Below are 24,579 nucleotides of genomic sequence, written 5' to 3' on the forward strand. Positions count from 1 at the left end.
ACAGGAAGACCGATTTTCCCAAGTCGCATTTTTCGGTCTCCACGGGGTTATCGGCATTGAAAAGAAAATCCTGAATAACACGCCTTATCCGCATTTTTACTTAATGCGATGGGAGGGTTTGTTTCGCGTGTAAAACTTTTTGTGGCAAGGCTTGGCGCCGTGGTTCCGAATCGTGTGATGCGTTATGTAAGGTGCGATTCGCAAACGTATTTCTACCGAATTCAAGGTATTGAAAATCAGATTTCAGTATTTTCTCTAGCTGCATGCGGTGCGTAGTCTTGTGCAGGTATTGAAGTGGCCGGCATTTTAGTTGCGCGCAAAGGGAGGCTAAAGAGAATGACAACCGAGTTTCGTCTGCTGCCACTGTCGCGTAGCACAACCAACCGAGCGCGCGTTACGTAACGCGCGGCGTAACGAACCGCAGGCGACCGCGTTGCATGCATTTTTCAGATGAGGAATTCGCACCCCACCGATGTGGGGGCGGCACCCGTAAATGCCCGCCCACCCTACGTTTCAAACAGCTTGTGATAGGGCGACGTGCAGACAAAACAATCCGAATGCGTGCACTTGAAAACTGGCATGGGGGTTGCGTTAATCCGATCGCACCCGCCCGGCACAGGGCGCCGCACACAGACAGAAGGGGGACTGCCATGAACCGCACCATTCAAGACGTCGAAATTGCTGCTGCCATCGATTCGGATCTGCTGCGCCGCCGCGAGCAGTTTGTGGGTCAGCCTGCCGCATGGCAGGTGTGGTCTGAAGCCGCGCACGTCGCCACACTCAACGAACGCGCACGTATCGCCTTCGTCGAGCATGTGGCCGCCAGCCGTGGCGCCGACATCGCGCTGCGCCTGCTGATGAAGGCCGAGTCGATCCGCGCGACGGTCATGGAGACCCTGCAATCGCGCATGGAAGAGGCTGCCATGCAGATGGCTGAGGTCAGCGGGACGCTGCATTGAACGAAAACAGATGCCCGCCGATGCGTTGGCCGGGGTACAGAAAAGGCTCTGCCAGCAAGGCGGGGCCTTTTGCTAAAGAAGGAGACTTGGCGAGTCCGTACGATGTGCTACAATCGCGGGCTTCCGGAGAGATGGATGAGTGGTTTAAGTCGCACGCCTGGAAAGCGTGTATAGGTTAATAGCCTATCGGGGGTTCGAATCCCCCTCTCTCCGCCAGGAATCCAAGGCCCGAGCATGCAAGTGCTCGGGCCTTTTTGCGTTCTGGGCCGTTGCCGTGTCGAGGTGGACCACTATTGCCGCCCCCAGGCGTTTGAACGTACGCTTGGCCGGCAAAAAATCACAACTGGCTAGGAGACCACCGCCCCATGGATCTGGACGTCAACCACCGCTCGGTCAGCGTCGACTGCGACCCGGCCACGCCGCTGTTGTGGGTGCTGCGGGATCACCTGAACCTCACCGGTACCAAGTTCGGCTGTGGCGTGGCGGCGTGCGGCGCGTGCACCGTCCATCTAGACGGGGCGGCCGTACGGTCGTGCGTGCTACCCGTGGCGGCTGTGGCTGGCAAGCACATCACCACCATCGAAGGGCTGGCCGGTGGCGACGGTAAACGGCACGCACTGCAGCAGGCCTGGATTGACGAGCAGGTGCCGCAATGCGGCTACTGCCAATCCGGCATGCTCATGGCCGCCGCTGACCTGCTGAGCCGCGTGCCAGACCCGAGTGACGCCGATATCGATGCCGCCATGACGAACATCTGCCGCTGCGGCACCTACCCGCGCGTGCGCGTCGCCATCAAACGTGCCGCCAAGGCGTTGCGGGAGGGGCAGAAATGAACGCGAAGGCAAGCAAGCTCCGGAGTCGTGGGCGTCGCCGCTTTTTGTTGGGGGCCCTGGGCATTGGCGGTGCGCTGGTGGTGGGTTGGGGCGTGATGCCGCCGCGCAGTCGCGTGGGCGACACGGCCGTCTTTCCCGAACACAACGGCGAGATCGCGCTGAACGGCTGGATCAAGATCACGCCCGAAGGCAACGTCGTGCTGGCGATGCCGCGCGTGGAGATGGGGCAGGGCATTCACACTGCGCTGTCGATGCTGGCGGCGGAAGAACTCGATATTCCGCTCGCGCGTGTGAGCATCGAAAGCTCGCCGGTGGAGCGCATCTACGGCAACGTCGTCGCCATGGGCGACAGCTCGCTGCCACTGCATCCGGATAGCGCCGATAGGGCCTGGGCGCGCGCCCTGCACTGGATCATGGCCAAGAGCGCACGTGAGATCGGTCTCATCATCACCGGTGGCAGCAGCAGCGTGGCCGACGGTTGGGAGCCGGTACGCGAAGCGGCCGCCACGGCGCGTGCTGCGCTGGTGGAAGCGGCTGCGCGCGAATGGAATGTGCCCGCAGCGCAGGTAAGCATCAAAGACGGCCAACTGATCGGCCCCGGTGGCAAGCAGGCCACGTTTGGCGGTATGGCGAAGACGGCGCGAGGAATCTCCGCGCCTTCTAAGGTCACGCTCAAGCCCGCTTCGCAATACCAGCTGATCGGCAAGCCCGCACCGCGCAACGATGTGGTCTCGAAAACCGATGGCAGCGCGCGCTTTTCCATCGACACGCGTCTGCCCGACATGCTCTATGCGGCTGTGGTCATGTGCCCGGTGTTTGGCGGCAAGCTGAAGACGTTTCAATCGAAAGCGGCGCTCGGCATGCCGGGTGTGCGCTATGTGGTGCCGTTTGATGGCGCTGCGGGAGGTTCGCCCGGCGTGGCCGTCGTGGCTGACCACTACTGGCAGGCGCGCGAGGCGCTCGCAGCGGTTGAGCCGGTGTGGGACAACGGCCCGCATGCCACGCTCGATTCCGCAGGCATCCGGCAGCAACTCGTCAGCGCGCTCGACAGTGACAAGGGCGGCTTCACGTATCGGTCCATGGGGGACGGCCTGAAGGCATTCGACAAGGCCGACGGTGCGACCCTCGTGGAGGCCGAATACACCGCGCCGTATCTCGCGCACGCCACCATGGAGCCGATCAACTGCACGGCGCAGGTGACGCAGGACGGCGTGCACCTCTGGGCGCCTACGCAGGTCGCCACGCTGGCACAACTGGTGGCCGCGCGTGCGGCGGGCGTGAGCGGCGACAAGGTCCATATCGACATCCCGCTCATCGGCGGCGGATTCGGGCGCAGGCTGGAATCGGATTTCATCAGTCAGGCCGTGACCATCGCCACCAAGACCGAAGGCAAACCAGTGCAGGTGATCTGGTCGCGCGAAGAAGACGTCCGCCACGACTTCTATCGCCCGCACGCCATCGCGCGGCTCAAGGCGCGGGTCGAGAACGGCAAGATCACGGCGATTGCGTCGCGCAGTGCCGGGCAATCCATTCTTGCCGGCGAGCTCGACCGGCTGTTCGGCGCGCCCTCGGCCGGTATCGACCGCTACACCGCTGAGGGGCTGTTCGACCTGCCGTACGAGATTGAACACGAGCACATCGCGCATGTGGCGGTCGACCTGCCGATTCCCGTGGGGTTCTGGCGCAGCGTCGGCCACTCGTACAACGGGTTCTTCATGGAGGGCTTCCTCAACGATGTGGCTGCCGCGGCTAAGCTCGACCCACTGGCGATGCGGCGTGACTTGCTGAAGGCGCATCCGCGTGAGCTGAAGGTGCTCGACACAGCGGCGCAGGCAGCCGGTTGGGGCCAGTCGTTGGCTCCGGCCGTCGATGGGGCACCGCGTGCGCGTGGGATTGCGCTGCATCCGAGCTTTGGCTCCGTCGTGGCGCAAGTGGTGGAGGTATCGATGAAGGACGGCAAGCCGCGTGTGCATCGCGTGGTGTGCGCGGTGGATTGCGGCACGGTGGTCAACCCGCAGATCGTCACGCAGCAGATCGAGAGCGCGGTCATCTTCGGCCTGACGGCGGCGCTGTACGGGCGGATCGATATCAAGAATGGGCAGATCGTGCAGTCGAACTTCCCCGACTACCCGATGCTGAAGATGGCCGAGACGCCCATCATCGAAACGCACATCGTGCCGAGCACGGCCGAGCCCAGCGGCGTGGGCGAGATTGGTGTGCCGCCGATCGCGCCAGCTGTGGCGCACGCTGTTGCGCAGTTAACGGGCAAGCCGGTGCGGCAGTTGCCGATGGTCTGATCGTCTGACAGTTTCCGCAGCGGCGTCGCGTCGAACTCACAGCAGCGCGTGCCGGATGGCAAACGCCGCTGCCTCCGCTCGGTTGGCGCTGTGCGTTTTGCCGAGGATGCTGCTCACGTGATTGGCCACCGTGTTGGGGCTGACGAAGAGCTCCCGGGCAATCTGGCGATTGCCCTTCCCCAGGGCGACCAGGCGCAGCACCTGGACTTCGCGGCGGCTCAGTCCTGCGGGGTAATGCTCGACCGCCGTGGCCTTGGCCAACGCCCTTGTGGCGTCGATGCATGCCGGCAAGCTGGCCATCCCGAGCAACGCCGCCTCCGCTTCGGCCGCGTGCAGCAAAGCATCGGCACGCGCGAGATCGGCCGGCATGCCGCGGCGCAGAAGCATCTGGGCGAAGGCCAGGCGAGTGCGCACGAGCGCCGGTCGTGCACCTTGGCGCTCGTTCATGGCCAGCGCGGCCTCGAAGTGCTGCTGCGCTTGCGGCCAGTCGCCCATCGTTGTGCTCAATGCGCCGAGTATCGCGTCGGCTGCGCCGAACGACGCGATGGCGGTGCCAAACACCAGGTTGCGCCCGCTGAAGGGGGCAAGCAGTCGGTAGAGCGTGGGCGCCCGGGCCGCATCGCCGAGGGCATGACAGACAAGGGCCAGATAGGTGAGATTGGCCACCCAGACGCCGTCGCGTGCGATCGCGCGGAAGTTGTCCTTGGCGAGTGCGTCGAACTTCTTGCGCGCCGCCTCCAGTTGGCCAAGCTCGACGTGCATCAAGGCAATGCCGGGCTGCCAGATATCCATCGCGCTGGTGTGCTGAACGAAATGCTCCACCAGCGGCGCTACCTCGTGCAGCCGGCCCTGCTCGCGGCGTAGCATGAACATCTGAACGCCGTAGACGCCCGCGGTATCCATGCCGGGCATGCGTCGCGCGATCTCGTAAGCGCTCGGTATCAGGCGCTCCGCATCGGCAAAGCGCCCTTCGAACAGTGCGTGCATGGCGCGCGACATGCTGGCGGTGTAATGGACGAACGGCAGGCGCAGTGTCTCTCCACCGCGCTCGTATTCCTCAAGATTCGCGCGCCAGGCCGCCATGTCGCCGAGCTCAAAATCATCGAAGAGGTGCCAGGCGCGCGTCGCGCACATCAGGATGGGGTCGCCAGCCTGCCTAGCCAGTTCGTAGGCTTCGTCCGACGCGGCGATGCGTTCGGCGATGCGCTCGTGCTGCCAGCGCAGCGACACCGTGGCGACCAGCGTGTCGGCCAGCGTTGCGGGATCACCGGCCCTGCGCGCCACCGCGATGGCCTGCTCATGCACGCGGGTTGCCTGCTCCTCCTCGCCACTGAAGATGAGGGCGCGCGCCAGAGCGCTCAGCAGGCGGGCGCTCATCACAGGGTCGCCGCTGCCCTGGGCCGCGAGGGCCTCGCGCAGGAGCTCGGCTGCAGGGCCGCCAGGCAGCCCGGGGCTCCAGCTTGCCGTTTCGAAGCCGAGCGCGGCGTTTGCCAGTTCCCGTGTATTGCCGTATTCGACGCTCAGGCGTGCGGCCTCCTTGAACGTCTGCATGGCCTGGAGCCAGTCGCCGGCACGGCTGTGCGCGGTGCCAAGCGCATTGAGCAGACTGCAGCGCATAGCGTGCGTATTGTGTGTTTCGCGCATGTCACGCGACATGCCGCTGCCGGCGTCCATGGCCTGCAGTGCCATCTGGCAGTAGCGTGCCGATTCCTCGTGTGCCAGTTGGCGGTCGGCACGCCGCGCTGCGCGCTGCGCGTAATCTACGGCCAGCGCGGCATCTCCGCCGGGCAGTGCTGCCCAGTGGTGGTAGGCCAGCGCGGGCAGATGGGGCTCGGGATCGTCGCCGTGGATCATCTCGATGGCGCGCGCCAGCTTGAGGTGAAGCCGGCTGCGCCGGGGCACGGGGATCTCGTCGTAAAGCGTCTCGCGGAAGAGGGCGTGGGCGAAGTGGTAGTGGCCGGGCTCGCGCAGGGCTTCGACCACACGGGCCTGCAGGGCCTCGTCGATGGCTGCGCTGCAGATGTCTTCGTCGACATCGTCTGCGAGTGCGGTCAGCAGGCGGAACTCGAAGGCGCGGCCAATGACGGCTGCTGCGGTGAGCACCTTGTTCGCACGCGCAGACAAGCGGTTCAAACGGCGCCCGATGACTTCCTTGATGCCCTCGGGAATGCGCAGCGCACAGCCTGCGCCGCCCGATGAACTTTCCTGCGCCAGCAGGCGTGTCATTTCTCCGACGAACAAGGGATTGCCTTCCGTTTGCGCATGGATTGCATCGACCAGCGCCGGCGCAAAGGCTGCGCCGCCGGCCAACTGCATCATGTCCGCCGTCTCGGCATGGGTCAGCCCGCCGAGGCGCAGGCGTTCGAAGCGCGGCTGGCGTGCCAGCTCGCCCAGCGTGGCAGACAGCGGGTGCTGCCTCGACAGCTCGACGTCGCGGTACGTCACGAGCAGCAGAATGCGGCTGCCGCACAGGTCGGGCGCAAGAAATTCGAGCAGCCGCAGCGAGGACGCATCCGCCCAATGCACGTTGTCGAGCACCAGCAGCAGCGGGCATTGTTGCGCCGCGCGCTGCCAGAAGGTGTTCACGGCATCGAACAACCGGAAGCGCGCCTGCGCGACTTCCGTGCTTGGCGCGGCAACGGCGCGGTCGCGTAGTGGATCAAGTGCAGGGCCAAGTGCGGGATCGGGCAGCCGGTCGGCAAGGTCCGGCACGATCTCCGCGAGCGGCGCGACCCCGCCCGCGAGTGCTTGGCGGATGCTGGCCTCGTCGTGCGAGGCGATCCAGCTTCGCACCAATTGCTGCCAGGGCCAGTAGGGCGGCGCGCCGGGTTCTTCATTGCAGCGCCCCCAGAGCGCACGCATACCGCGCCGTTCGGCCCGTTCGGCGACGATTTCGGCGGTGCGTGTTTTGCCGATGCCGGGTTCGCCGGCCAGTGCCGCAATGCCGCCGGCGCCGTCCTGCGCTTGCATCATCAACCGCTCCAGTACCTCGAGCTCGTGCTCGCGGCCGACAAAGCGTGCCATGGCCGCAGCACTCAGGGTGCTGCCGACACGGTCATCCGGCGTTGAAAACGCAGGCGAGAGCGACGCACCGCAGCCGTCGCAGAATCTCGCATCGGGCCGGCACAGGCGGTTGCAGCGTGTACAGCGCATGTCAACAGGGCATGTTGACAGCACGTTACGCAAAGCTCTCCGGGCGCACTTGCGTGACCTCGATCACTGCATCGGCAGGCAGATTGGCCAAGCGTGCCGCCTGCCGGATGGCTTCGGCGCTCGGCGCTTCGTACAGGCAATAGGTCTTCTTGCGGTCGGCCGAGAGGAAGGAGAAGACCCAGTTCACACCCACATCGGCGTTGATCCTCTGCACGTTTGCCACGCCTGCGGCTTGGAGTTCCAACGCCTCGGCGAACTGGCGTTCGATGACGAATAGCGGCATTTGTCTTCCCTCCTGACGCGTTGACGGGCCATGCCGCCATTGCGTTTCATTGAAGGCCGAAGATCCCGCAAAACAAATAGTCAGTATTGACTATCAGCGGCGCGCACGCAGTCCGCAAAAAAATGATCAAGGCGGCGGATAGAACGGACGACGACGGCTTCCTAGACTTCCATCACCGTTTCCCAGCCTGAAGCGGTTGTGATGCGGGCAATTCAAACCGCCCTGCGGACATCGCCAGAACCAGTTCGGCCACGCCTGCCGAGGAGACCAACATGAACGAAGACACCACGGTGCAGACCTCGGTGGACACATTCCGCGCCCAGTTGCGTGGCGCGCTGATCGAGCCTGGCGATCCGGGCTATGACGCGGCACGCCGTGTCTACAACGCGATGATCGACAAGCGGCCACGATTCATCGTGCAGTGTGCCGACGTGGCCGACGTGATGGCGTCGGTCAACTTCGCGCGCGATCACGATCTGCTGCTGGCTGTGCGCGGCGGCGCGCACAACGGCGGCGGCCTGGGCGTGTGCGATGACGGCCTGGTGATCGACCTGGCCCGCCTGCGCGGCATTTGTGTCGATCCAGTCGCCCACACGGTGCGTGCGGAAGGCGGCTGCACCTGGGGCGATGTCGATCATGCGACGCACGCCTTCGGCCTGGCGACGCCGGCCGGCATCATCAGCACCACCGGCGTCGGCGGGCTGACGCTCGGCGGTGGCATTGGCCATCTGGCGCGGCGCTTTGGGTTGACGATCGACAATCTGCTGTCGGTCGATGTCGTGCTCGCCGATGGCAGCTTCGTGACAGCCAGCGCGCACGCCAATGACGATCTGTTCTGGGCGGTGCGTGGTGGTGGCGGCAATTTCGGTGTCGTCACCTCATTTGAGTTCCGCCTGCACGCGCTGAGCAACGTGATCGCGGGCCCCACGCTGTGGCCGCTGGAGCAAGCCGCGGAAGTGTTGCGCTGGTATCGCGACTTCCTGCCGAAGGCACCGCCCGAACTCAATGGCTTCTTCGCGTTCCTCACCGTGCCGCCGGCACCGCCGTTCCCACCGGAACTGCATCTGCAGAAGATGTGCGGCGTCGTCTGGTGCTACACAGGCGACCCTGCTGCGGCGGAAGAGGCGTTCGCGCCGGTGCGCGCACAGCAGCCTGCGCTGTACGGCGTCGGCACCATGCCTTATCCGATGCTGCAAAGCGCCTTCGATGCGCTGTACCCGCCCGGCCTGCAGTGGTACTGGCGCGCCGACTTCGTCAACGACCTGCCGGAAGAGGCCATCGCCCTGCATGTGGCACACGGTTCGCAACTGCCGACCATGCATTCGACGATGCACCTGTATCCGATCGATGCTGCTGTGCATCGCATGGGCCGCAAGGAAACGCCGTTCGCCTACCGCGATTCGAAGTGGGCTGCCGTCATCGTTGGCGTTGACCCCGACCCAGCCCAGCGCGAGCGCATCACCAACTGGTGCAAGGGCTACTGGGATGCTCTGCATCCGTATTCGGCAGGCGGTGCCTACGTGAACTTCATGATGGACGAAGGGCAGGAGCGCGTGCAGGCCACCTACCGCGACAACTACGCCAGGCTGGCCGCGATCAAGGCCCGATACGATCCGGGCAACCTGTTCCGGGTCAACCAGAACGTGAGGCCGGCATCGTGAGGGTGTCAGTCTTGGCCACTTGCCAGCATGAGCGTTGGCTGCAGGAAACCCATCCAGCAGCAAAGGAGATGTGAAATGGACAAGAAGCTCTTGATGCTCGCCGCAGCGGCCACCGCTGCGTTGGGTGCGACCGTGGCGCATGCAAGCGCCACCCGAGATGTGTACACGGATGGCAGCGCGGCCATGGCGGCACGCGGCCCCTACACCGATGGCGGACTCGCTACACGATTCGACGTCTACGCAGACGGCGCAAAGGCCGGCAAGTTCGACTCCTATACCGACGGCATGCACGCGCCGACGACGGACCGCGTGCGCTAGCCTTTCGGCAACAAAAAAGCCGCAGGCGCAAACCTGCGGCTTGTTCTTTTGAGCAGTGCAGTACTTATGCTGCGTCCGGAAACACTGGCTCACCCAGATTCAGCATCAACCGGTTGGCCCACGCAAAGATCGCCACGGCGTGGATCAGATCGAGAATCTCCGCATCCGTCAGCCCGGCCGCTTTAAGCGGTTGCAGGTCTTCGGCGCGCACGTCGCCGGGGCGTAGCGTGAGGTCGATGGAGAACAGCACGATGGCACGCTCGCGCGCATTCGTGCCCGCGGTGTGTGGGTCTTCGAAGACCTGCTTGATCACATCGTTGCGCTTGGCAAGCTGCTCAAAGCGCTGCGCATGGACCGACGCGCAATACACACAGCCATTCACGCGCGACACCACCGCACTGGCGAGTTCGCGCTCGGCGCGCGACAGGCCGCCCGGCGCATACATGATCGCGTTGAACGCCGCCGAACGCTGCCGCAGGATCTCCGGCTGGTGGACGAGAAAGCGGTAGTAGTCCGACGTCTTCGCCTTCGGGTGGCTCTCTTCCAGCACGGCGATCTGCTCGGGCGTGGCGCGGTCGAGGTCAACTACATCCAGCCATGCCTTCCATTCCAGCGATTCGTTGGTGAAGCCGTGCGCGCGGATGATCTCGGTCATGCTGCGGTCTCCGTGGAGGTGGTGGCGGTGCTGGCGCCGTTGAGTGCATTCAGCGCGCGCAGGCCGGCCACCAGCCGTGTCTGATACGACAGAAAGGCGATGAGCTGCGCCAGCGTGACGACGTCTGCGGTGGCGAGGCCCGTGGTGGGAAGGCGCAGCAGCGCATCGCGATCACCATCGATGGGGCGTTCGATGAGTGTGCGTGTGAAGGTGAGGATGGCGCATAGGCGCGTGTCGGCCAGCGCGTCGATATCGCCATCGTTTACGGCTTGCAGCGCGTTGGCATCGACGGGCGTGTTGGCCAGGCGTGCGCGGTAGTGCTCGACCAGTTCGGGCGCGGGCGTCAGGCGGCAGGCGTAAAGCGCCACGAGCAGGCGTTCGCCCAGCGTGAGGCCGGGCAGGGCGGGGTCGAGCAACGCGTCATAGCTGCCTTGCGTCGCAGTGGCGACTTTCTCGCGGGCGTGGCGCAGCGCATACGCGGTGCTGCCGTCTTCCAGGCCGGCAACCTGGTCGACCACATCTTGGGTAGGCGTGAAATCCATCGATGAAAGGCTCCGAGAATCGGGTACGGAGGCGCCGCGCGCAGCCACTGCGCTAGCGAGGAAGCGTCGCACTGCCGCCCACGATTGGGCATCGGCGCGAGCGTTGGCACGCGGCTCACCGCCGCCGGTGCTGATGCGGCCAGACACCGGGTGCGCGTAGACGAGCTGCGTGGTCGGCACGTACGGAAAGACGATCGCGTGGCCCGCGCCTTCGTAGTCGAAATGCTCAACGGGGTAGGGGTGCCGCACCTCGGCCAGCTTGGTGGTGACCATGCGCGAATAATCACTCGACGGCCATGAGCCATCGTCGGTGGCGGATAGCAGCAGCACCGGCCCACGCGCACGTTCGATGCGGATGCGGGCGCGTGCCACGGCATCGGCATCCTGGAGCGCGGTGCGGATAGCGCGCTCATGCCGATGCGGCGCGGGGCCTTCGTCGAACGGCGCCCAGCTGGCGGTGCGGTTGCCTTCCCACAGATGCGGCAGCGGCTGGCCGCGATACAACCACGTCGGGCCTTCGCGGCCGATGGCTGGGTCGGCGGCGTTCTGTGCGCTGTGCACGACGGCGCCCGGCACGTAGCCGATCACCGCAGATACGGCTTCGGGGAATGTCGCGCCCAGCAGCAACGCCAGTTCGCCACCGCGCGACTGGCCGCTCACCGCGACAAAGTCATGCAGCGGCGCAACACGCTTGCGCAGCCATGCGAGCGCACGCTCGAAATACTCCAGCGGTGTGTTGGAGATGTAATCCGACAACCCCGGCGCCTTGAAATACGCCAGTGCAAAGGCCGCATAGCCGTGCGAGGCATACAACGCCGCGCGCGGCTCGTTGATACCGCCGCCCGAGCCGTTGAGGATTAGCACGGCTGGGCGTGGGCCCGGGTGCGCATACGGGTCGGGCAGGTACAGCGTGCCGACCAGGCCTTCGTCGCGCACATCGTGGCGTGTCACACCTGGCGCGGCCAGCCGTTGCACGAAGCTCGCGTGGATCGACTCGCCATTCGCTGTGGCCGTGAGCGTGGTCGTCAGCGGTTCGAAGCCTGCGGTAGAAAGGGATGGAAACACCTCGCGTGCCTTGCCGTCGTCGGGGCGCTGGCTCCAGATCAGGCCCATGGCACTGATGCCGGTGTAGTCACCCGAGACAGGCGCGTCCCGGGTCAGGTCGACAGTGCCTTGCGCATCGGCGACGAACGCCGCGCGGCTGTGCCAGAGCACGTCATTGCCACGGCGCGTCTGCGCGACGATGCCGACCTGTACGCCGGGCACCAGCCCCGTCACGACGATCTGCCGCGATACGTCGATCAGGTCATCTACCGGTGCAACGCTGAGCGCGAATGTTCCCATGGCGCTTACTTGCCGTCCTTGGTGACCATCTGCGCCGCGGTGCGGTCGCTGGTCATCGGCGTCACCTTCAGCCCCTTCTTGGCGGCCCACACGTTTTGGTAGTGGTACAGCGGCAGTACGCCCACGTCGTCCGACACCAGCTTGACCGAGTGGCGCAGGATGGCCGCGCGCTTCTCGGTGTTGAACTCTTCGGTGGAGGCGTTCAGTGCGTTGTCCACGGCCGGGTTGCTGTAGTGGCCCCAGTTGGAGGCGCCCAGGCCCTTCTTGGTATCCACCGTGGCCAGCACGTTGACCAGCGCGTAGCTTGCCTCACCCGTGCCGTTGCCCCACGCCAGCATGCTCATCGCGTAGTCGTTCTTGTTGGCGCGGCCCGAGTACACCGACCAGGGCACCACCTCCACCTTGGTCTTCACGCCGATGCGCGTCCAGAACTGCGCCACCGCCTGTGCCGTTTCCGGGCCTTGCGGGTAGCGGTCGTTCGGCACGTGCATCACCAGGTTGAAGCCTTGCGGAAAGCCGGCGTCGGCCAGCAGCTTCTTGGCTTGCGCTGGGTCGTAAGCGATGTTCTTCACGTCGGGGTTGTAGCCGTAAGTGTCCGACGGCATCCACTGGTTGGCGACGGTGGCCGCGCCTTGGAGGATGCGATCGACGATCGCCTTGCGATCAATCGCCAGCGACAGCGCCTGGCGCACGCGCACGTCCAGCAGCGGGTTGTTCGCGAGCGGCTTGCCATCGGTGCCGGTGATGAATTCGTTGGCTCCCTTACGGAAGCTCGGTTGCAGCAGCATCACGCGCAGGCCGGGGTAGGCGAACACCTTCACGCTGGGCGACTGGCGCAGACGCGCGAGGTCAGCCACTGATACCTTGTCGATCACGTCCACTTCACCCGAGAGCAGGTTGGCCGTGCGCGCTGCGGCGTTGTTGATGTAGCGGTAGTTGACCTTCTCCCAGAGTTGCTTGCCACCCCAGTAGCTGTCGTTGCGCGCCATCACCACGCGGTCACCCGGCACGTACGAGACAAACTTGTACGGGCCCGTGCCTACTACGGCGCGGCCGGCGTTGTAGTCCTCGGTGGCGGACTTTTCGCCCACGTGCTTGCTGACGATATGCACGGAGGCCAGGTTCAGCGGCAGGTCCGGGTTCGGGATGTTCGTCTTGATGATGAGCGTGAGCGGGTCCTTGGCGGTGACGGATTCCACCGTGCGCAGATAGCCCGCAAACGTCGCCACGCTGCCCGGCACGCTGCGCGCGCGCTGGTACGAGAAGATGACGTCATCCGCCGTGAACGGCTGGCCGTCGTGCCATTTCACGCCGGGGCGCAGTTTGAATTCCCACGTCTTCGGGTCGAGCGTTTTCCACGACAGCGCCAGGCCGGGCTGCAGCTTGTTCCACTTGTTCTCGACCAGGAGATCCCAGAAATGCACGTCGACCGAGCGGTCGCCCGCGTGGTTGTTCAGTTGGGGGTCCAGCGACGACAGCGGATCGGCAAAGGCGATGTTCAGCGTTTGCGCGCTGACAGTGCCAGCAGTAGCGAACAGCGCAACAGCAAGCGACGAGGCAAGGAGGCGTTTCACGGTTGTTCCCTTCGTTGTTGTTTGGTTTGGCTATTGAAGCTCGTTCAAATCGCGTTGTTCAAATGGCAGGCACTGACATGGTTGACCGCAATGCCTTTCAATGTCGGCGTTTCGGTCTTGCAGCGGGGCATGGCGTGCGGGCAGCGCGGGTGGAAATGGCAGCCGGTGGGCGGATGCAGCGGGCTGGGCATTTCGCCCTGAATGGCCGTGAACGTCTTGTGCCGAGCCGACAAGCGTGGAATCTCCGCCAGCAGCGTTTGCGTGTACGGGTGGTTCGGGCGGCGGAAGACTTCCTCTGCCGGTGCGGACTCCACTACGCGGCCGAGGTACATGATCACCACGCGATCCGACAGGTGCTCCACCACGCCCAGGTCGTGGCTGATGAAGAGATAGGTCAGGTTGAGCTGCTCGCGCAGGTCCATGAAGAGGTTCAGGATCTGCGCCTGAATGGACACGTCCAGCGCCGCCACCGCCTCGTCGCAGACGAGCATCGACGGCTGCACCGCCAGCGCGCGTGCAATGCCGATGCGCTGCCGCTGCCCGCCGCTGAACTGATGCGGATAGCGATCGCGCAGGGCGGGGTCCAGCCCTGCACGCTGCATCTGCGCGGCCACGTAATCGGCATAGTTGGCGCGATCCGTCAGGCCGTGTACGCGCGCCGCCTCGCCGATGATCTCTTCCACGCGCAGGCGCGGGTTGAGGCTAGCGTACGGGTCCTGAAAGATCATCTGGATCTTCAGGCGGGCATCGCGTGCTTCGTTGGCGGAGAGCGTGTTGACCGACTTGCCATCGACGCGCACCTCGCCGTCGGACGGCGGCATCAGGCCCGCCGCAATCCGGCCGAGCGTGGATTTGCCGCAGCCCGACTCACCAACCAGGCCGACGACTTCGCCGGGCTGAATGGCCAAATCGATGCCATCGACGGCGCGCACCACGGCGGGCGGCTTCGCCAGCCCAACACGCTGCAGCACGCTATCGACCGGGCCGATCTTGCGATCGCTGAAGCGCTTGCTGATCTGCTTGAGTTCTACCAGCGGCGTGTTCATGCGACCTCCCGCGTGGCGGCCGCCAACGTGCCCGGGTGGAAGCAACGCACGAGGCGATGCGGGTTGGGTTGCGTTATCTCGGGGCGCACGCCGCAGGCTTCTGTTGCACGCGGGCAGCGCGCCGCAAACGCGCAGCCAGCCGGCAGCGACAGCAGGTTCGGCGTCATGCCGGGAATCTGGCGCAGGCGTTGGCCGCGGCGGTTCTCGCTGGGCAGGCTGTCGATCAGGCCCATGGTGTACGGGTGCAGCGGCGCATCGAGCACGGCATCCACCGGGCCGTGTTCGACGATGCGGCCGGCGTACATCACGGCCACTTCGTCAGCAAGACCCGCGACGACCGACAGATCATGCGTGATCCAGATCAGCGCGGTGCCGTGCTGGCGCGCCAGCTTCTGCACTTCGGAAAGAATCTGCGCCTGGATGGTCACATCCAGCGCCGTGGTCGGCTCGTCGGCAATGATCAGGTCGGGGCGATGCAGCATCGCAATGGCAATCGCCACACGTTGCCGCATGCCGCCCGACAGTTGATGCGGGTACGCGCGCAGGCGCTCTTCCGGGCTCGGAATACCCATCAGGCCGAGCGTGTCACGGGCGTGTTCGCGCGCTTGCGTGTGGCTCATGTTGCTGTGCGCACGCACGGCCTCGATCATCTGGGCATCGATGCGCAGCACGGGGTTGAGCGTCATCATCGGGTCTTGGAAGACCATGGCGATGCGGTTGCCTTGCAGCTTGCGCAGTTCGCGTGCCGGCAGTTTCGTCAGGTCGCGGCCCTGGTAGAGGATCTCGCCGCTGACGACGCGGCCGGGCGAGTCAACCAGGCCCATGATCGAAAAACCGGTGACCGATTTGCCCGAGCCCGATTCGCCCACCAGCCCCAGGATGCGTCCGCGCGCCAGGGAGAACGACACGTCGTCCACGGCCGGTAGCACGCCTTCACGTGTGAAGAAATGCGTGCGCAGGTTGCGGACTTCGAGTGTGGTCGCGTTGGTGGACGCCGTCATCGCTGCGTCCTCGGGTTCAGTACTTCACGCAGGCGATCGCCCACCAGGTTGATGGCCACCAGCGCCAGCAGCAGCGCGATGCCCGGATAGAAACTGATCCAGTACTGGCCAGACAGCATGTATTGGTATCCGTTGGCAATCAGGAGGCCCAGCGACGGCTCGGTAATCGGCACCCCCAGACCCAGGAAGGAGAGGGTGGCCTCCAGCGTGATCGCCCGCGCCACCTGCAGCGTGCCCACGACGATGAGCGGCGGCAGGCAGTTCGGCAGGATGTGCTTGAGCGCGATGCGCCAGCCGGGCAGGGCGAGCGAGCGGGCCGCCTCAACGTATTCGCGGCGGCGCTCGACCAGCGCTTGTCCGCGCACCGTGCGCGCGTAGTACGCCCACTCCAGCAGCACCAGCGTCAGCACCACGTTCGTAATGCTCTTGCCGAGATACGCGAGGATCATCATCGCCACCAACACCGACGGGAACGACAGCAGCAGATCGACCGTGCGCATGATGATGCTGTCGACGCGACCGCCCGCATACGCCGCAATCAGCCCGAGCAGCGTGCCGATCACGGCGGCCACCGCTGCCGAGCCAATCCCCACCCCCAGGCTGATCCGCAAGCCGTAGAGAATGCCCGAGTACAGATCCCGCCCTTGGCCATCGGTGCCAAGCCAATAGGTGAACGTGCCCAATCCGTTGGGAGAGCCCGGCGGCAGGCGCGAGTCCAGTATGTAAAGGTCCATCAGGTCGTACGGGTTCTGCGGTGTGATCCACGGTGCGGCCAGCGCGGCCAGCATCAACACCACCACGACGACCATCCCGAAGATGGCCGATTTGGACGCCAGAAAATCTGCCGCCACACGTCGCCATGGCGATTGTTTGCGCGGTGCAGGCATTGCGGCCGCAGTCGTAGCTTGCGAAGTCGTGTTCATGCGGGCTCCGCGTTATCCGCCGTGCGCACGCGCGGGTCCAGCAGGCGATACAGGATATCGACGATCAGGTTGAGCGACACGAACAAGCACACCACCACGATCAAGTACGACACGATGACCGGGCGATCCAGCGAGTTGATGCTGTCCAGAATCAGCTTGCCTGCGCCGGGCCACGCAAAGATGCTCTCCGTGACGACGGCAAAGGCGATGGTCGAGCCGAGTTCCAGCCCCAGCACCGTCACCAGCGGAATCAATGTATTGCGCAGCACGTGCGCCAGCACCACACGCAGCGGGGAAAGCCCCTTGGCACGCGCAAACTTCACGAAGTCCCTCGGCAACACCTCGCGCACGCCGGCGGATGTGAGCCGCAGCACCAGGGAGAGCTTGAACAGTGACAGGTTGATCGCCGGCAGCAGCAGGTGGCGCAGGCCATCGGCCGTCAGCCACGACCATTCGATGCCGAACAGGCGGGCGGTTTCGCCGCGTCCGCTGGCCGGCAGCCAACCGAGGCTGACGCTGAAGGCCATGATCAGCATCAGCCCCACCCAGAACGTCGGCAGAGAGAAGCCCACCACGCTGCCCGTCATCAACAGGCGCGATACGGGGTGGTTCGGATACAGCCCCGCAAACAGCCCCAGCGGCACGCCGATCACCACTGCGATGATCAACGCCGCAAACGCCAGTTCCAACGTGGCCGGCAGGCGCTGCAAGATGAGCTGGATGGCCGGTTCGTTGTAGACGAAGCTCTTGCCCAGGTTGCCGTGCAGCGCGCCGTTCAGGAAGCTCAGGTACTGCTGCCACAGTGGCTTGTCGAGCCCGAGTTCGGCAATGATGCGTGCGCGGTCGATCTGGTCGACGTCCTGGCCGATCAGGATGTCGACCGGGTTGCCGATGGCGTGCAGGCCGACGAACACGATCACCGTCATCACCAGCACGACCAGCAGCGCCTGGCCGATGCGGCGCAGTAACCAGCCCGTCATCGTGCGGCCTCCTGGCTGGAGGCGGCATTCGCATCGACATCGACGCCAGGCGGTGCTGCGGGTGTCCATTCATCACCGAAGATTTCCGGTTCTGCATACGCCTGGATGGCGGCGTAGTGCTCTTCGATGTCTTCGTGGTACAGCAGGCCGGCAATACCCTGCGCTAGGCGACGTGCCCCTTCGCTGATGGCCGGGATATCGCCCGACACGCTGCCGTGCGTGAGCGATGCCGGATAGCAGAAGCAATGCACGCGCGACAAGCCGGGCATCGTGCCGGGCGTCTTCTCGCGGAATTCGAATGCGTGGCCGAGATCGGGCGAGTCGCTCAACTCGGCGTCTTCTTCCCCAGGGCGCGGGGTATAGCGGTCGCGCCATTGGCGGATGTGCGGTGCCAGTGCGCTGAACTCGGGGCGCGAAGCCCAGTCGGTGCGGAAGCCGGTCGAGAAGATCAGGAAGTCCAGCTGGAACACGCCTTTGGTCGTGGCGACGTGCAACACGCCATCGTGCTCGTCCACGCCCAGGATGCCGCAGCCCAGGTTGAAGCGCGCATTCGGGTGCCGCGATACGCGCAGTGTGCTGCCGCGCGGCGGTGGCACTTGTTCGACATTGATGTAATGGCGGATGCGCCATTTCCATGCGTCGGGCAGATGCAGATGGCCGTGCACGAGCCCAGGGCTGCCGGCGCCTTTGCCCTTGTTCACGCGTGGCAGGTCGGGCCGACGGATCAGCAGGTCGACGCTGGCAGCGCCGGCTTCCAGTGCCGTGGCCGCGGAGTCCATGGCAGAAGCGCCTGCGCCGATCACGCCGACGCGCTTGCCGGCCAGCGTGCCGTAGTCCATGGCGTCGGACGAATGCGCCCACCAGCGGCGCGGCAGCCGATGTGCGAAGTCCGGCACCGACGGGCCGCCAAGGCCATCGCGCCCGGTCGCCAGCACCACGCGGCGCGCATACACGCGCTGAGTCGGTTGGCCCGGCGCGTCGATCACCAGTTCGACCGCGCCGTCCACACGCGGGTGGATCGCTTTCACATGGTGTTCGTTGCGGACATCGAGCTGCAGCACGCGGCGGTACCAGCGCAGGTAGTCCATCCATTGCAGGCGTGGGATCTTGTCGAGCGCTTCCCAGGCATCGGCACCGAACTGCGCCTCGAACCACGCGCGAAACGTTAGCGCAGGCAGGCCGAGTGCGGGGCCGGTCAACTGCTTGGGCGACCGCAGGGTTTCCATACGCGCCGTCGTTGCCCACGGGCCTTCAAAGCCGACTGGGGAGCGGTCGAACACCACGGCGCCAATGCCCAGATGCTTGAGCGATGCCGCTGCCGCCAGCCCCGCCATGCCGCCGCCGATGATGGCGACGTCCAGCCCGGGCTGGTTTTCCAGCGTGTGTGGCAGCGTCCATGATTTGGCCGGCAATTCCAGCCAGGCCAGGTCCTGCAGCAAACGGGCTTCCAGCGCGGCAAGCCCAGCAGCGCTGGTGGCCTGGTGCGCATCGTCTTGGTGTGCAGTGGTCATGCGGATGCGTCTTCCGTTTCGTTGACGGGCTCGCCGTACAGCACCTGCAGCATGCTGGCGTGGCGCGCAGGGTCATGCAGCTTGCAATCGGGCAGCAGGCGTTGTGCAGCGCGGGAGAGCGCGTCGATCAGCGAGGTCACCGCAGCCGACGGCCGCTTGGCTTCGGGCGTGATCACGCCAAAGAAGAAGGGGATGCTGGCATCGATCGGCCGCACGGCGACACCGTCGATCGGCACGCCATAGGCTGTAACGGGCTCCAGCAGCGCTACGCCCAGGCCCGCACGCACGGCGGTCAGCGCGTTGAGCGAGGCGTTGGTCTCGATGAGTTCGGCCGGCGCGACGCCGGTTTGCGCAAGCGCCTGATCCAGACGGCGACGCAGGCGATACGGGTTGTGCATCGTGATGATGCGCCGGCCCGCGCAGTCGGCGAGCGCCACGCGTTGGCCGGCGGCCAGCGGATCGCTGTCCTGCACGGCGGCCACGCAGGCCGCTTCGCCAATCCAATGCACCGTCACGCCGCGATGCTCCAGCGGCAGGCTGCTGATGCCCAGGTCCGCCGCGCCGGTCAGCACCGCGTGTACGACCTGTTCGGGCGAGGCACTGCGAATCTGAACGTGCTGAGCGAGTTCGGGCTCTTCTGCCAGGGCGGATGGCAGCAGGCCGGCCGCCAGTGCGGACGTGGCGGCCAGGCGCAGCGGACGCGCTTCGCCGCGGGCGATTTCTTCAGCGCGGGTGCGGATCTGCCGCAGGCTGATCAGCGTGTGTTCAACGTCTTCGTACAGCAGGAAACCCTGTTCCGTGGGCGAAACACGGGGGCCTGCGCGCGTGAACAGCGCATAGCCGATTTCCGCTTCAAGATCCTGGATCAGCCGGCTGATGGCGGGCTGAGACCGGCCCAGCAGCTTGCCCGCCGCGGTGACGCTGCCGGTCGACATGACCGCTGCAAATGCTTCAAGTTGTCGGAGTTCCATCTGCCGCTTTGATCCCAGTCATGCATGTTGTTCATGCATTCTGTTATGGGCAGTATGTGAATTCCAAATTGTATTTTCTTATGTAGTCATGCATTTTACGCGGGCAACCGCTATGCCTCGCGTAGGAGCAGTTGCCCAGGCAGCCTGCGCGGCGGCACGCACCTATTTGACGAACGTCCCATTTGGGCCGATCACCGTCAGTTCGACATAGTTCGAACCCTTGCGCAGATTGGGGCCGTAGTGCACGTCGAGCCCGCCCAGGTCGATCGTGCCAGCCGCTTCCAGCCCGGCGACAAAGCTGGCGCGCGTGGGCGTCTTGCCTGCTCGTTTGAGCCCCTCTACCAGCATCCGGGCAGCCGCATAGCCTTCCATCATGGCGTACGACGGTGCCACGCCCGCCGCCTTTGCGCTGGCCGACAGGTCACGGCCGAGCCGCGACGTGGATCGCACCGGAGACGGCATCACCTGCGACACCACCACGCCACGGCCCAGCGCCCCCAGCGATTGCGCAAAAGCGAGTGCGGCGTTGTTGGACAGCGCGGCAATCTGCGCGACTGTGCCTTGCTTGTTCAGCGTTTCGATCATGGCGCGCGCGGTGGTGCTCGGGCAGGCCAGGATTACAGCTTGCGGCGCGAACTTGCCCACATCCGTCGCGGCCTTGGCGACGTCCGGCTTCAGGCGGTCGACGGTGAAGATGCGGTGTGCATCCGCCGGCAGGTTTTGCGTGGCGTTGTTGAAGCCGATCTCCGTGTCCTTGCCGAAGGTGTCGTTCACGTTGACGAGCGCAAGGCGGCGCAACCCCAGCGTGCCGAAGTACCGCACCAGTTCTGCAATCTCCGTCTGGTATTTCGCACGCATCACAAAAAGCAATGGGTCCGGCTGATCGAAGAACGTGGCGGCGCCGGTTGACGGTGCCACCACGGGCACGCCCGAGGGGCGCGCTTCGGTCATGATGGCCTCGGTGTTGGGCGTGCCGCGCGGCAGGAAGAGAGCGAAGACCTGCTTATCGGCGATCAGCGTGTGGGCATGCTTCTTCGAAGCGTTGGCATCGAACCCATCGTCTTCGGAGATCAATTCGATCCTGCGCCCATAGATGCCCCCCGCCTGGTTGACCGCGTCGATGTAGAGCTTGGCGCCTTGTGTCATCTCCTTGACCTGCTCGCCCGCCGGGCCTGTAAAGCCGGCGGTCTGGCCGATCAGGATTTTGCTGTCTGTAATGCCGGGCTCTGCCATCGCACTGGTCGCTGCCAGTACGCCCGTCAGCAGTACACCCGCCAGCATCCCACGCCAGGCGAAATTGCGATTTGTCATGTCTTCCCCTCGTCTCGGATGGCTGTTTTGTGTGCCGCGATGCTAGCCGAGAAGGCTGATACACCCTCTCCGGGTTTCCCCGTGGCTGCGACGTTGCTGCAACGCCTTCAACAGGCGAAAAAAAAACCGCCGTACAAGACGGCGGTTTCTGTGGCTAGGCCTGCGCGGATCAGTTGTTCTGCTTGGTGATCTTCGTGCCTTCGATCGAGGCGCCTGCCATCAGGCCCGCGTTGGTCAGGTTGAAGCCGATGACCGGTTGCTGCACGGTGTTGGTGTCGATTGCGCCGTTCGCGCCAATCTTGGCGAGCGCGACGGTAGCGTCCACACCGGCAGTCCAGCCTTGGCTGTTCTGGAATTTCTGCAGCGCTTCATCCGTCATGAAGAGGATGATGAGCGCGCGCGACTGAGCGCCTGCCTGGAAGCCCAGCGACGCCGAGGCAATGTTGTAGTACCCCAGCGGCTTGCCACCGCCCGTACGCAGCACGCCTTCACCATACTGGCCACCCACCACAAAGCCGGCATTCAGCACCGATGGGAACACCAGCACGCCCTTGGCGCGCGAGACCAAATCACGCGATCCGTTGGCCGTGGTGTACAGGCGCGAGAGCACCGAATCGGCCTGCGAATTGGTGGTGGCATGCTTGTTGGTCGACGTCATCACGTCGGAGCCTTGTGCATTCGGGCTGGTGGTCGTGCAGGCTGCGATCTGGGTGCCAAGCAGCGTGACGGCGGCAAGCGTGGCAGCGGTACGACGGCTGAAGAGGTTCTTGTTCATGGCGATCTCTCTGTCTCTGGTGTGAAAGGAGGGGATACAGCCACCCGCATCCCGGCTTTGACTTGCGCCCCGCCATCGGCAAGGGTGTCAAACACCGAGCAGCAAGCGGCGTGCCCGCCATATCAGATGAGCACCGAAGCGCTCAGTTCCTGACATTAGGTGAGATCTGTGCCGGATGTAGCGCTTTTCCACACCTGCTTTGCGACGCGGCAAAAGGTGCGTGCAGCGTCGGTACGTTTTGCAAACGCAACAAAAAACCGGCGCGAGGCCGGCTTTTGCGAAGCGAGACTGCCGAGACGTAGCTCAAATCCACACGATCAGTGCGACGCCGCCGATGATCAAGCCGAACTTCACCACGTAATACAGCTTGCGGTTCCACGCCTTGAAGCGGCGGCGGTATTGGCCCATCAGCCACACATAGCGGAACAGCTTGTTGATGCCGCCGGTCTGGTCGCCGTCATCGTTGGGCGAACTGGCGGCCGTCATGACCTTGCGGCCGAGCCACTTGTTGATGCTCTGCGCCCAGCCGAATTTCATCGGGCGTTCGATATCGCAGAAGAGGATCAGGCGGTCTTTGTCGGAAGCGTTTTCGGCCCAGTGCAGATAGGTCTCGTCAAAGACCACGCCCTGGCCGTCGCGCCAGCTGTGACGTTCGCCATCGACCTCGATGAAGCAGCGGTCGTCGTTGGGCGTAGCCAGGCCCAGGTGGTAGCGCAGCGAGCCCGCAAACGGATCGCGGTGCGGGTTGAGCTTGCCGCCCGGCGGCAGTTCGGCAAACATCGCCGCTTTCACGCTGGGCAGGCTGCGCAGCAGGGCGACCGTCTTGGGGCACAGTTGCTCGGCCGATGGGTGGCTCGCCTCGTACCACTTCAGGTAGAAGCGCTTCCAGCCATTCTTGAAGAAGGAGTTGAAGCCGGCGTCGTCGTTCTTTTCGGCGGCCTTGATCTTGCGCAGATTGACGAGCGCCATGCCCTCGTCGCGGATCTGCGGCCACGCGGCCTGCAGCTTTTCCAGATCGGGAAAGCGCTCGACCGGCACGTACGGCGTTTGCGGCACGCCCGAGAACGCATACATGAAGCAGTTGACCGGCGCGACCACCGCGGAGTGGTCGAACATCTGGCGCCAGAATTTCAGGCGCACCTTGCCGCGAAAATGCACATACAGAATGGAGCCCAGATAGAGGGCCACGAGAATCCACTTGATCAAGGCGTGTTCCTTGCCGCGCAAAGGCGGTCAGCAAATGAGGCGCGAGATGCGACGGTGCCGCACAAACGCGTATTTTAACCGTGGCGTGGTCACCCCGCGTGGGTTGCGGCCAACAGCCGCCACGCACTGTGACGCGGCGTTATCGTTTGCGTTCCGCAAGCCATGCGGAGCCACTGTGCGGATTTGTCGATAAATGTGCGCGGCGTTCTACAATTCCGTTTTCGCTCGCAGCGCAACAGCGCAGCGGGCAGCCACCCGGAGGGAGCGATGGACGCCAAGAAACGCGCCGAACAACCCAGCGAAATGCCCTTTGCCGGCATGGTGCAGGGCAGTGCGGAGTCGTTGGATGCGTCCATCCGCCGTGCGCAGGAAGCGCTCTCGGGGGTGTCTGCAAGGCTGGCGCGGCAAGCACCGGCGCCCGTCCAGGTGGCGGATCGCTTTGTCGAAACCGGTGCCATGTCGCCGTCGGATGCGCGCGCCCTGGCGGAGCGCTGCATTGCCGGTGAGCCGGGGAATGCCGCAGACGTGGCGCGCGCGTTTTCCACCCTGCTGGCCCAGATCGACACACTGGAGGCCGAGCACGCCGGCCGGCGGCGCGTGTTGCGGCAATGGATGGTCAGCCAACTCACCTACAAGATGCTGTATCTGCACCACACCGGACAGGATCCGGCCCTGCCGCCGCGGGCCATGCGCGCGCAGAAGGAGCAGGTGAAGGCGCAGGTATCGGCGCTGCTGGACGCGGGCCGTTCCTACGCCGATGTGCGCCTGGCCGACCTGCGCTTTGCGGAAGACGGCAGCCCAGGCAGCCAGGGTTAGCGGCTTACTCCTCGTCGTCGTCCGGTTCGGAGTCGAGGAAGTCGCGGCGGGTCAGCCAGTCGGCGATGGCCTCGTCGCAGGCGTTCTTCAGCTTGGCCTTGTTGTCCACCTTGTCGAACAGCGTGAAGTTCATCAGCGCCAGGCCCAGGTCGGTGATGTAGAACATCCGCTTGGGGTTGTCGAAGTGGACGATGCGGCCATCGATATCGCCTTCGTCTTCCGGCTCGGCGGGCGCATCTTCCAGTTCGACCACGCGGCAGGTAAAGCGCGGCGAGCGGGTGTGGGTCAGGTATTCGAACTCATCGTGCGACACTTCGCCGGACGGTGTGACGGCAATAGCGAACCCCCAGATAAAGCGCGGGGTCGGCAGATCCGACAGCTCGTCGATTTCATCCATCCTTGTTTCTCCAGTCTGATGAC

General features: G+C 64.8%; 21 protein-coding genes and 1 tRNA gene. 7 read left to right on the forward strand and 15 right to left on the reverse strand.

Annotation, left to right across the window (positions count from 1 at the left end; all coding sequences use genetic code 11):
• The first annotated feature begins 650 nt into the window (after positions 1–650).
• The 4 genes from ACS7SF_RS16315 (at position 651) to ACS7SF_RS16330 (ending at position 4,089) form a co-directional block, all read left to right on the forward strand.
• Positions 651–959: a DUF7696 family protein gene (locus ACS7SF_RS16315; RefSeq protein WP_439890723.1), complete on the forward strand. Its 309-nt coding sequence runs from the start codon at positions 651–653 to the stop codon at positions 957–959.
• Between the two features lie 125 nt (positions 960–1,084).
• Positions 1,085–1,175: transfer RNA gene (locus ACS7SF_RS16320), tRNA-Ser, on the forward strand.
• A gap of 149 nt (positions 1,176–1,324) precedes the next feature.
• Positions 1,325–1,792 (forward strand): (2Fe-2S)-binding protein, encoded by a 468-nt coding sequence (locus ACS7SF_RS16325; protein WP_439890724.1) that lies wholly within the window; start codon positions 1,325–1,327, stop codon positions 1,790–1,792.
• Positions 1,789–4,089, forward strand: coding sequence for a molybdopterin cofactor-binding domain-containing protein (locus tag ACS7SF_RS16330; RefSeq protein ID WP_439890725.1), 2,301 nt, complete (start codon positions 1,789–1,791; stop codon positions 4,087–4,089). Before ACS7SF_RS16325 ends, ACS7SF_RS16330 begins: the two co-directional genes overlap by 4 nt.
• A gap of 36 nt (positions 4,090–4,125) precedes the next feature.
• Here ACS7SF_RS16330 and ACS7SF_RS16335 read toward each other — a convergent pair whose 3' ends face one another.
• Both ACS7SF_RS16335 and ACS7SF_RS16340 read right to left on the reverse strand, forming a co-directional pair.
• Positions 4,126–7,113 (reverse strand): ATP-binding protein, encoded by a 2,988-nt coding sequence (locus ACS7SF_RS16335; protein ID WP_439890726.1) that lies wholly within the window; start codon positions 7,111–7,113, stop codon positions 4,126–4,128.
• A gap of 154 nt (positions 7,114–7,267) precedes the next feature.
• Positions 7,268–7,525, reverse strand: coding sequence for a DUF4242 domain-containing protein (locus tag ACS7SF_RS16340; RefSeq protein WP_426398132.1), 258 nt, complete (start codon positions 7,523–7,525; stop codon positions 7,268–7,270).
• Between the two features lie 272 nt (positions 7,526–7,797).
• Between ACS7SF_RS16340 and ACS7SF_RS16345 the strand changes: the two genes are divergently transcribed.
• Together ACS7SF_RS16345 and ACS7SF_RS16350 are read left to right on the forward strand one after the other, a co-directional pair.
• The gene (locus ACS7SF_RS16345) at positions 7,798–9,186 is read left to right on the forward strand and encodes an FAD-binding oxidoreductase (RefSeq protein WP_439890727.1); all 1,389 of its coding nucleotides are present in this window, start codon (positions 7,798–7,800) and stop codon (positions 9,184–9,186) included.
• Between the two features lie 75 nt (positions 9,187–9,261).
• Positions 9,262–9,504 (forward strand): hypothetical protein, encoded by a 243-nt coding sequence (locus ACS7SF_RS16350; RefSeq protein ID WP_439890728.1) that lies wholly within the window; start codon positions 9,262–9,264, stop codon positions 9,502–9,504.
• A 64-nt stretch (positions 9,505–9,568) separates the two neighbouring features.
• Here ACS7SF_RS16350 and ACS7SF_RS16355 read toward each other — a convergent pair whose 3' ends face one another.
• The 12 genes from ACS7SF_RS16355 to lpxO all read right to left on the reverse strand — a co-directional run bounded on the left by ACS7SF_RS16355 (position 9,569) and on the right by lpxO (position 23,343).
• Positions 9,569–10,159: a peroxidase-related enzyme gene (locus tag ACS7SF_RS16355; protein ID WP_439890729.1), complete on the reverse strand. Its 591-nt coding sequence runs from the start codon at positions 10,157–10,159 to the stop codon at positions 9,569–9,571.
• Positions 10,156–12,045: an acyl-CoA thioester hydrolase/BAAT C-terminal domain-containing protein gene (locus ACS7SF_RS16360; protein WP_439890730.1), complete on the reverse strand. Its 1,890-nt coding sequence runs from the start codon at positions 12,043–12,045 to the stop codon at positions 10,156–10,158. Before ACS7SF_RS16360 ends, ACS7SF_RS16355 begins: the two co-directional genes overlap by 4 nt.
• Before the next feature lie 5 nt (positions 12,046–12,050).
• A complete protein-coding gene (locus ACS7SF_RS16365; protein WP_439890731.1) occupies positions 12,051–13,619 on the reverse strand; it encodes an ABC transporter substrate-binding protein in 1,569 nt (522 codons plus the stop codon).
• A gap of 44 nt (positions 13,620–13,663) precedes the next feature.
• Positions 13,664–14,665 carry an ABC transporter ATP-binding protein gene (locus ACS7SF_RS16370; RefSeq protein ID WP_439890732.1) on the reverse strand — a complete coding sequence of 334 codons (1,002 nt, stop codon included), beginning with the start codon at positions 14,663–14,665 and terminating at the stop codon, positions 13,664–13,666.
• Complete coding sequence (locus tag ACS7SF_RS16375) at positions 14,662–15,666, reverse strand: ABC transporter ATP-binding protein (protein ID WP_439890733.1); 1,005 nt, start codon at positions 15,664–15,666, stop codon at positions 14,662–14,664. Before ACS7SF_RS16375 ends, ACS7SF_RS16370 begins: the two co-directional genes overlap by 4 nt.
• Positions 15,663–16,589: an ABC transporter permease gene (locus ACS7SF_RS16380; protein WP_439890734.1), complete on the reverse strand. Its 927-nt coding sequence runs from the start codon at positions 16,587–16,589 to the stop codon at positions 15,663–15,665. The genes ACS7SF_RS16375 and ACS7SF_RS16380 overlap by 4 nt, the downstream gene beginning before the upstream one ends.
• Positions 16,586–17,569, reverse strand: coding sequence for an ABC transporter permease (locus ACS7SF_RS16385; protein ID WP_439890735.1), 984 nt, complete (start codon positions 17,567–17,569; stop codon positions 16,586–16,588). The genes ACS7SF_RS16380 and ACS7SF_RS16385 overlap by 4 nt, the downstream gene beginning before the upstream one ends.
• The gene (locus ACS7SF_RS16390; RefSeq protein WP_439890736.1) at positions 17,566–19,080 is read right to left on the reverse strand and encodes an NAD(P)-binding domain-containing protein; all 1,515 of its coding nucleotides are present in this window, start codon (positions 19,078–19,080) and stop codon (positions 17,566–17,568) included. The genes ACS7SF_RS16385 and ACS7SF_RS16390 overlap by 4 nt, the downstream gene beginning before the upstream one ends.
• Positions 19,077–20,051 (reverse strand): LysR substrate-binding domain-containing protein, encoded by a 975-nt coding sequence (locus ACS7SF_RS16395; RefSeq protein WP_439890737.1) that lies wholly within the window; start codon positions 20,049–20,051, stop codon positions 19,077–19,079. Before ACS7SF_RS16395 ends, ACS7SF_RS16390 begins: the two co-directional genes overlap by 4 nt.
• Positions 20,052–20,213: 162 nt before the next feature.
• Complete coding sequence (locus ACS7SF_RS16400) at positions 20,214–21,332, reverse strand: ABC transporter substrate-binding protein (RefSeq protein ID WP_439892783.1); 1,119 nt, start codon at positions 21,330–21,332, stop codon at positions 20,214–20,216.
• A gap of 199 nt (positions 21,333–21,531) precedes the next feature.
• Entirely contained in the window at positions 21,532–22,137 is a 606-nt protein-coding gene (locus ACS7SF_RS16405; protein WP_439890738.1) for a BPSL1445 family SYLF domain-containing lipoprotein, read from the reverse strand.
• Between the two features lie 303 nt (positions 22,138–22,440).
• A complete protein-coding gene (gene lpxO / locus ACS7SF_RS16410) occupies positions 22,441–23,343 on the reverse strand; it encodes a lipid A hydroxylase LpxO (protein WP_439890739.1) in 903 nt (300 codons plus the stop codon).
• Between the two features lie 267 nt (positions 23,344–23,610).
• Between lpxO and ACS7SF_RS16415 the strand changes: the two genes are divergently transcribed.
• Positions 23,611–24,159: a hypothetical protein gene (locus ACS7SF_RS16415; RefSeq protein WP_439890740.1), complete on the forward strand. Its 549-nt coding sequence runs from the start codon at positions 23,611–23,613 to the stop codon at positions 24,157–24,159.
• A 4-nt stretch (positions 24,160–24,163) separates the two neighbouring features.
• On the opposite strand, the gene ACS7SF_RS16420 is transcribed toward ACS7SF_RS16415, so the two are convergent.
• The gene (locus ACS7SF_RS16420) at positions 24,164–24,556 is read right to left on the reverse strand and encodes a hypothetical protein (protein ID WP_439890741.1); all 393 of its coding nucleotides are present in this window, start codon (positions 24,554–24,556) and stop codon (positions 24,164–24,166) included.
• Between the last annotated feature and the right edge of the window lie 23 nt (positions 24,557–24,579).

Source organism: Ralstonia sp. 25C, assembly GCF_051904805.1.
Taxonomy (GTDB): domain Bacteria; phylum Pseudomonadota; class Gammaproteobacteria; order Burkholderiales; family Burkholderiaceae; genus Ralstonia.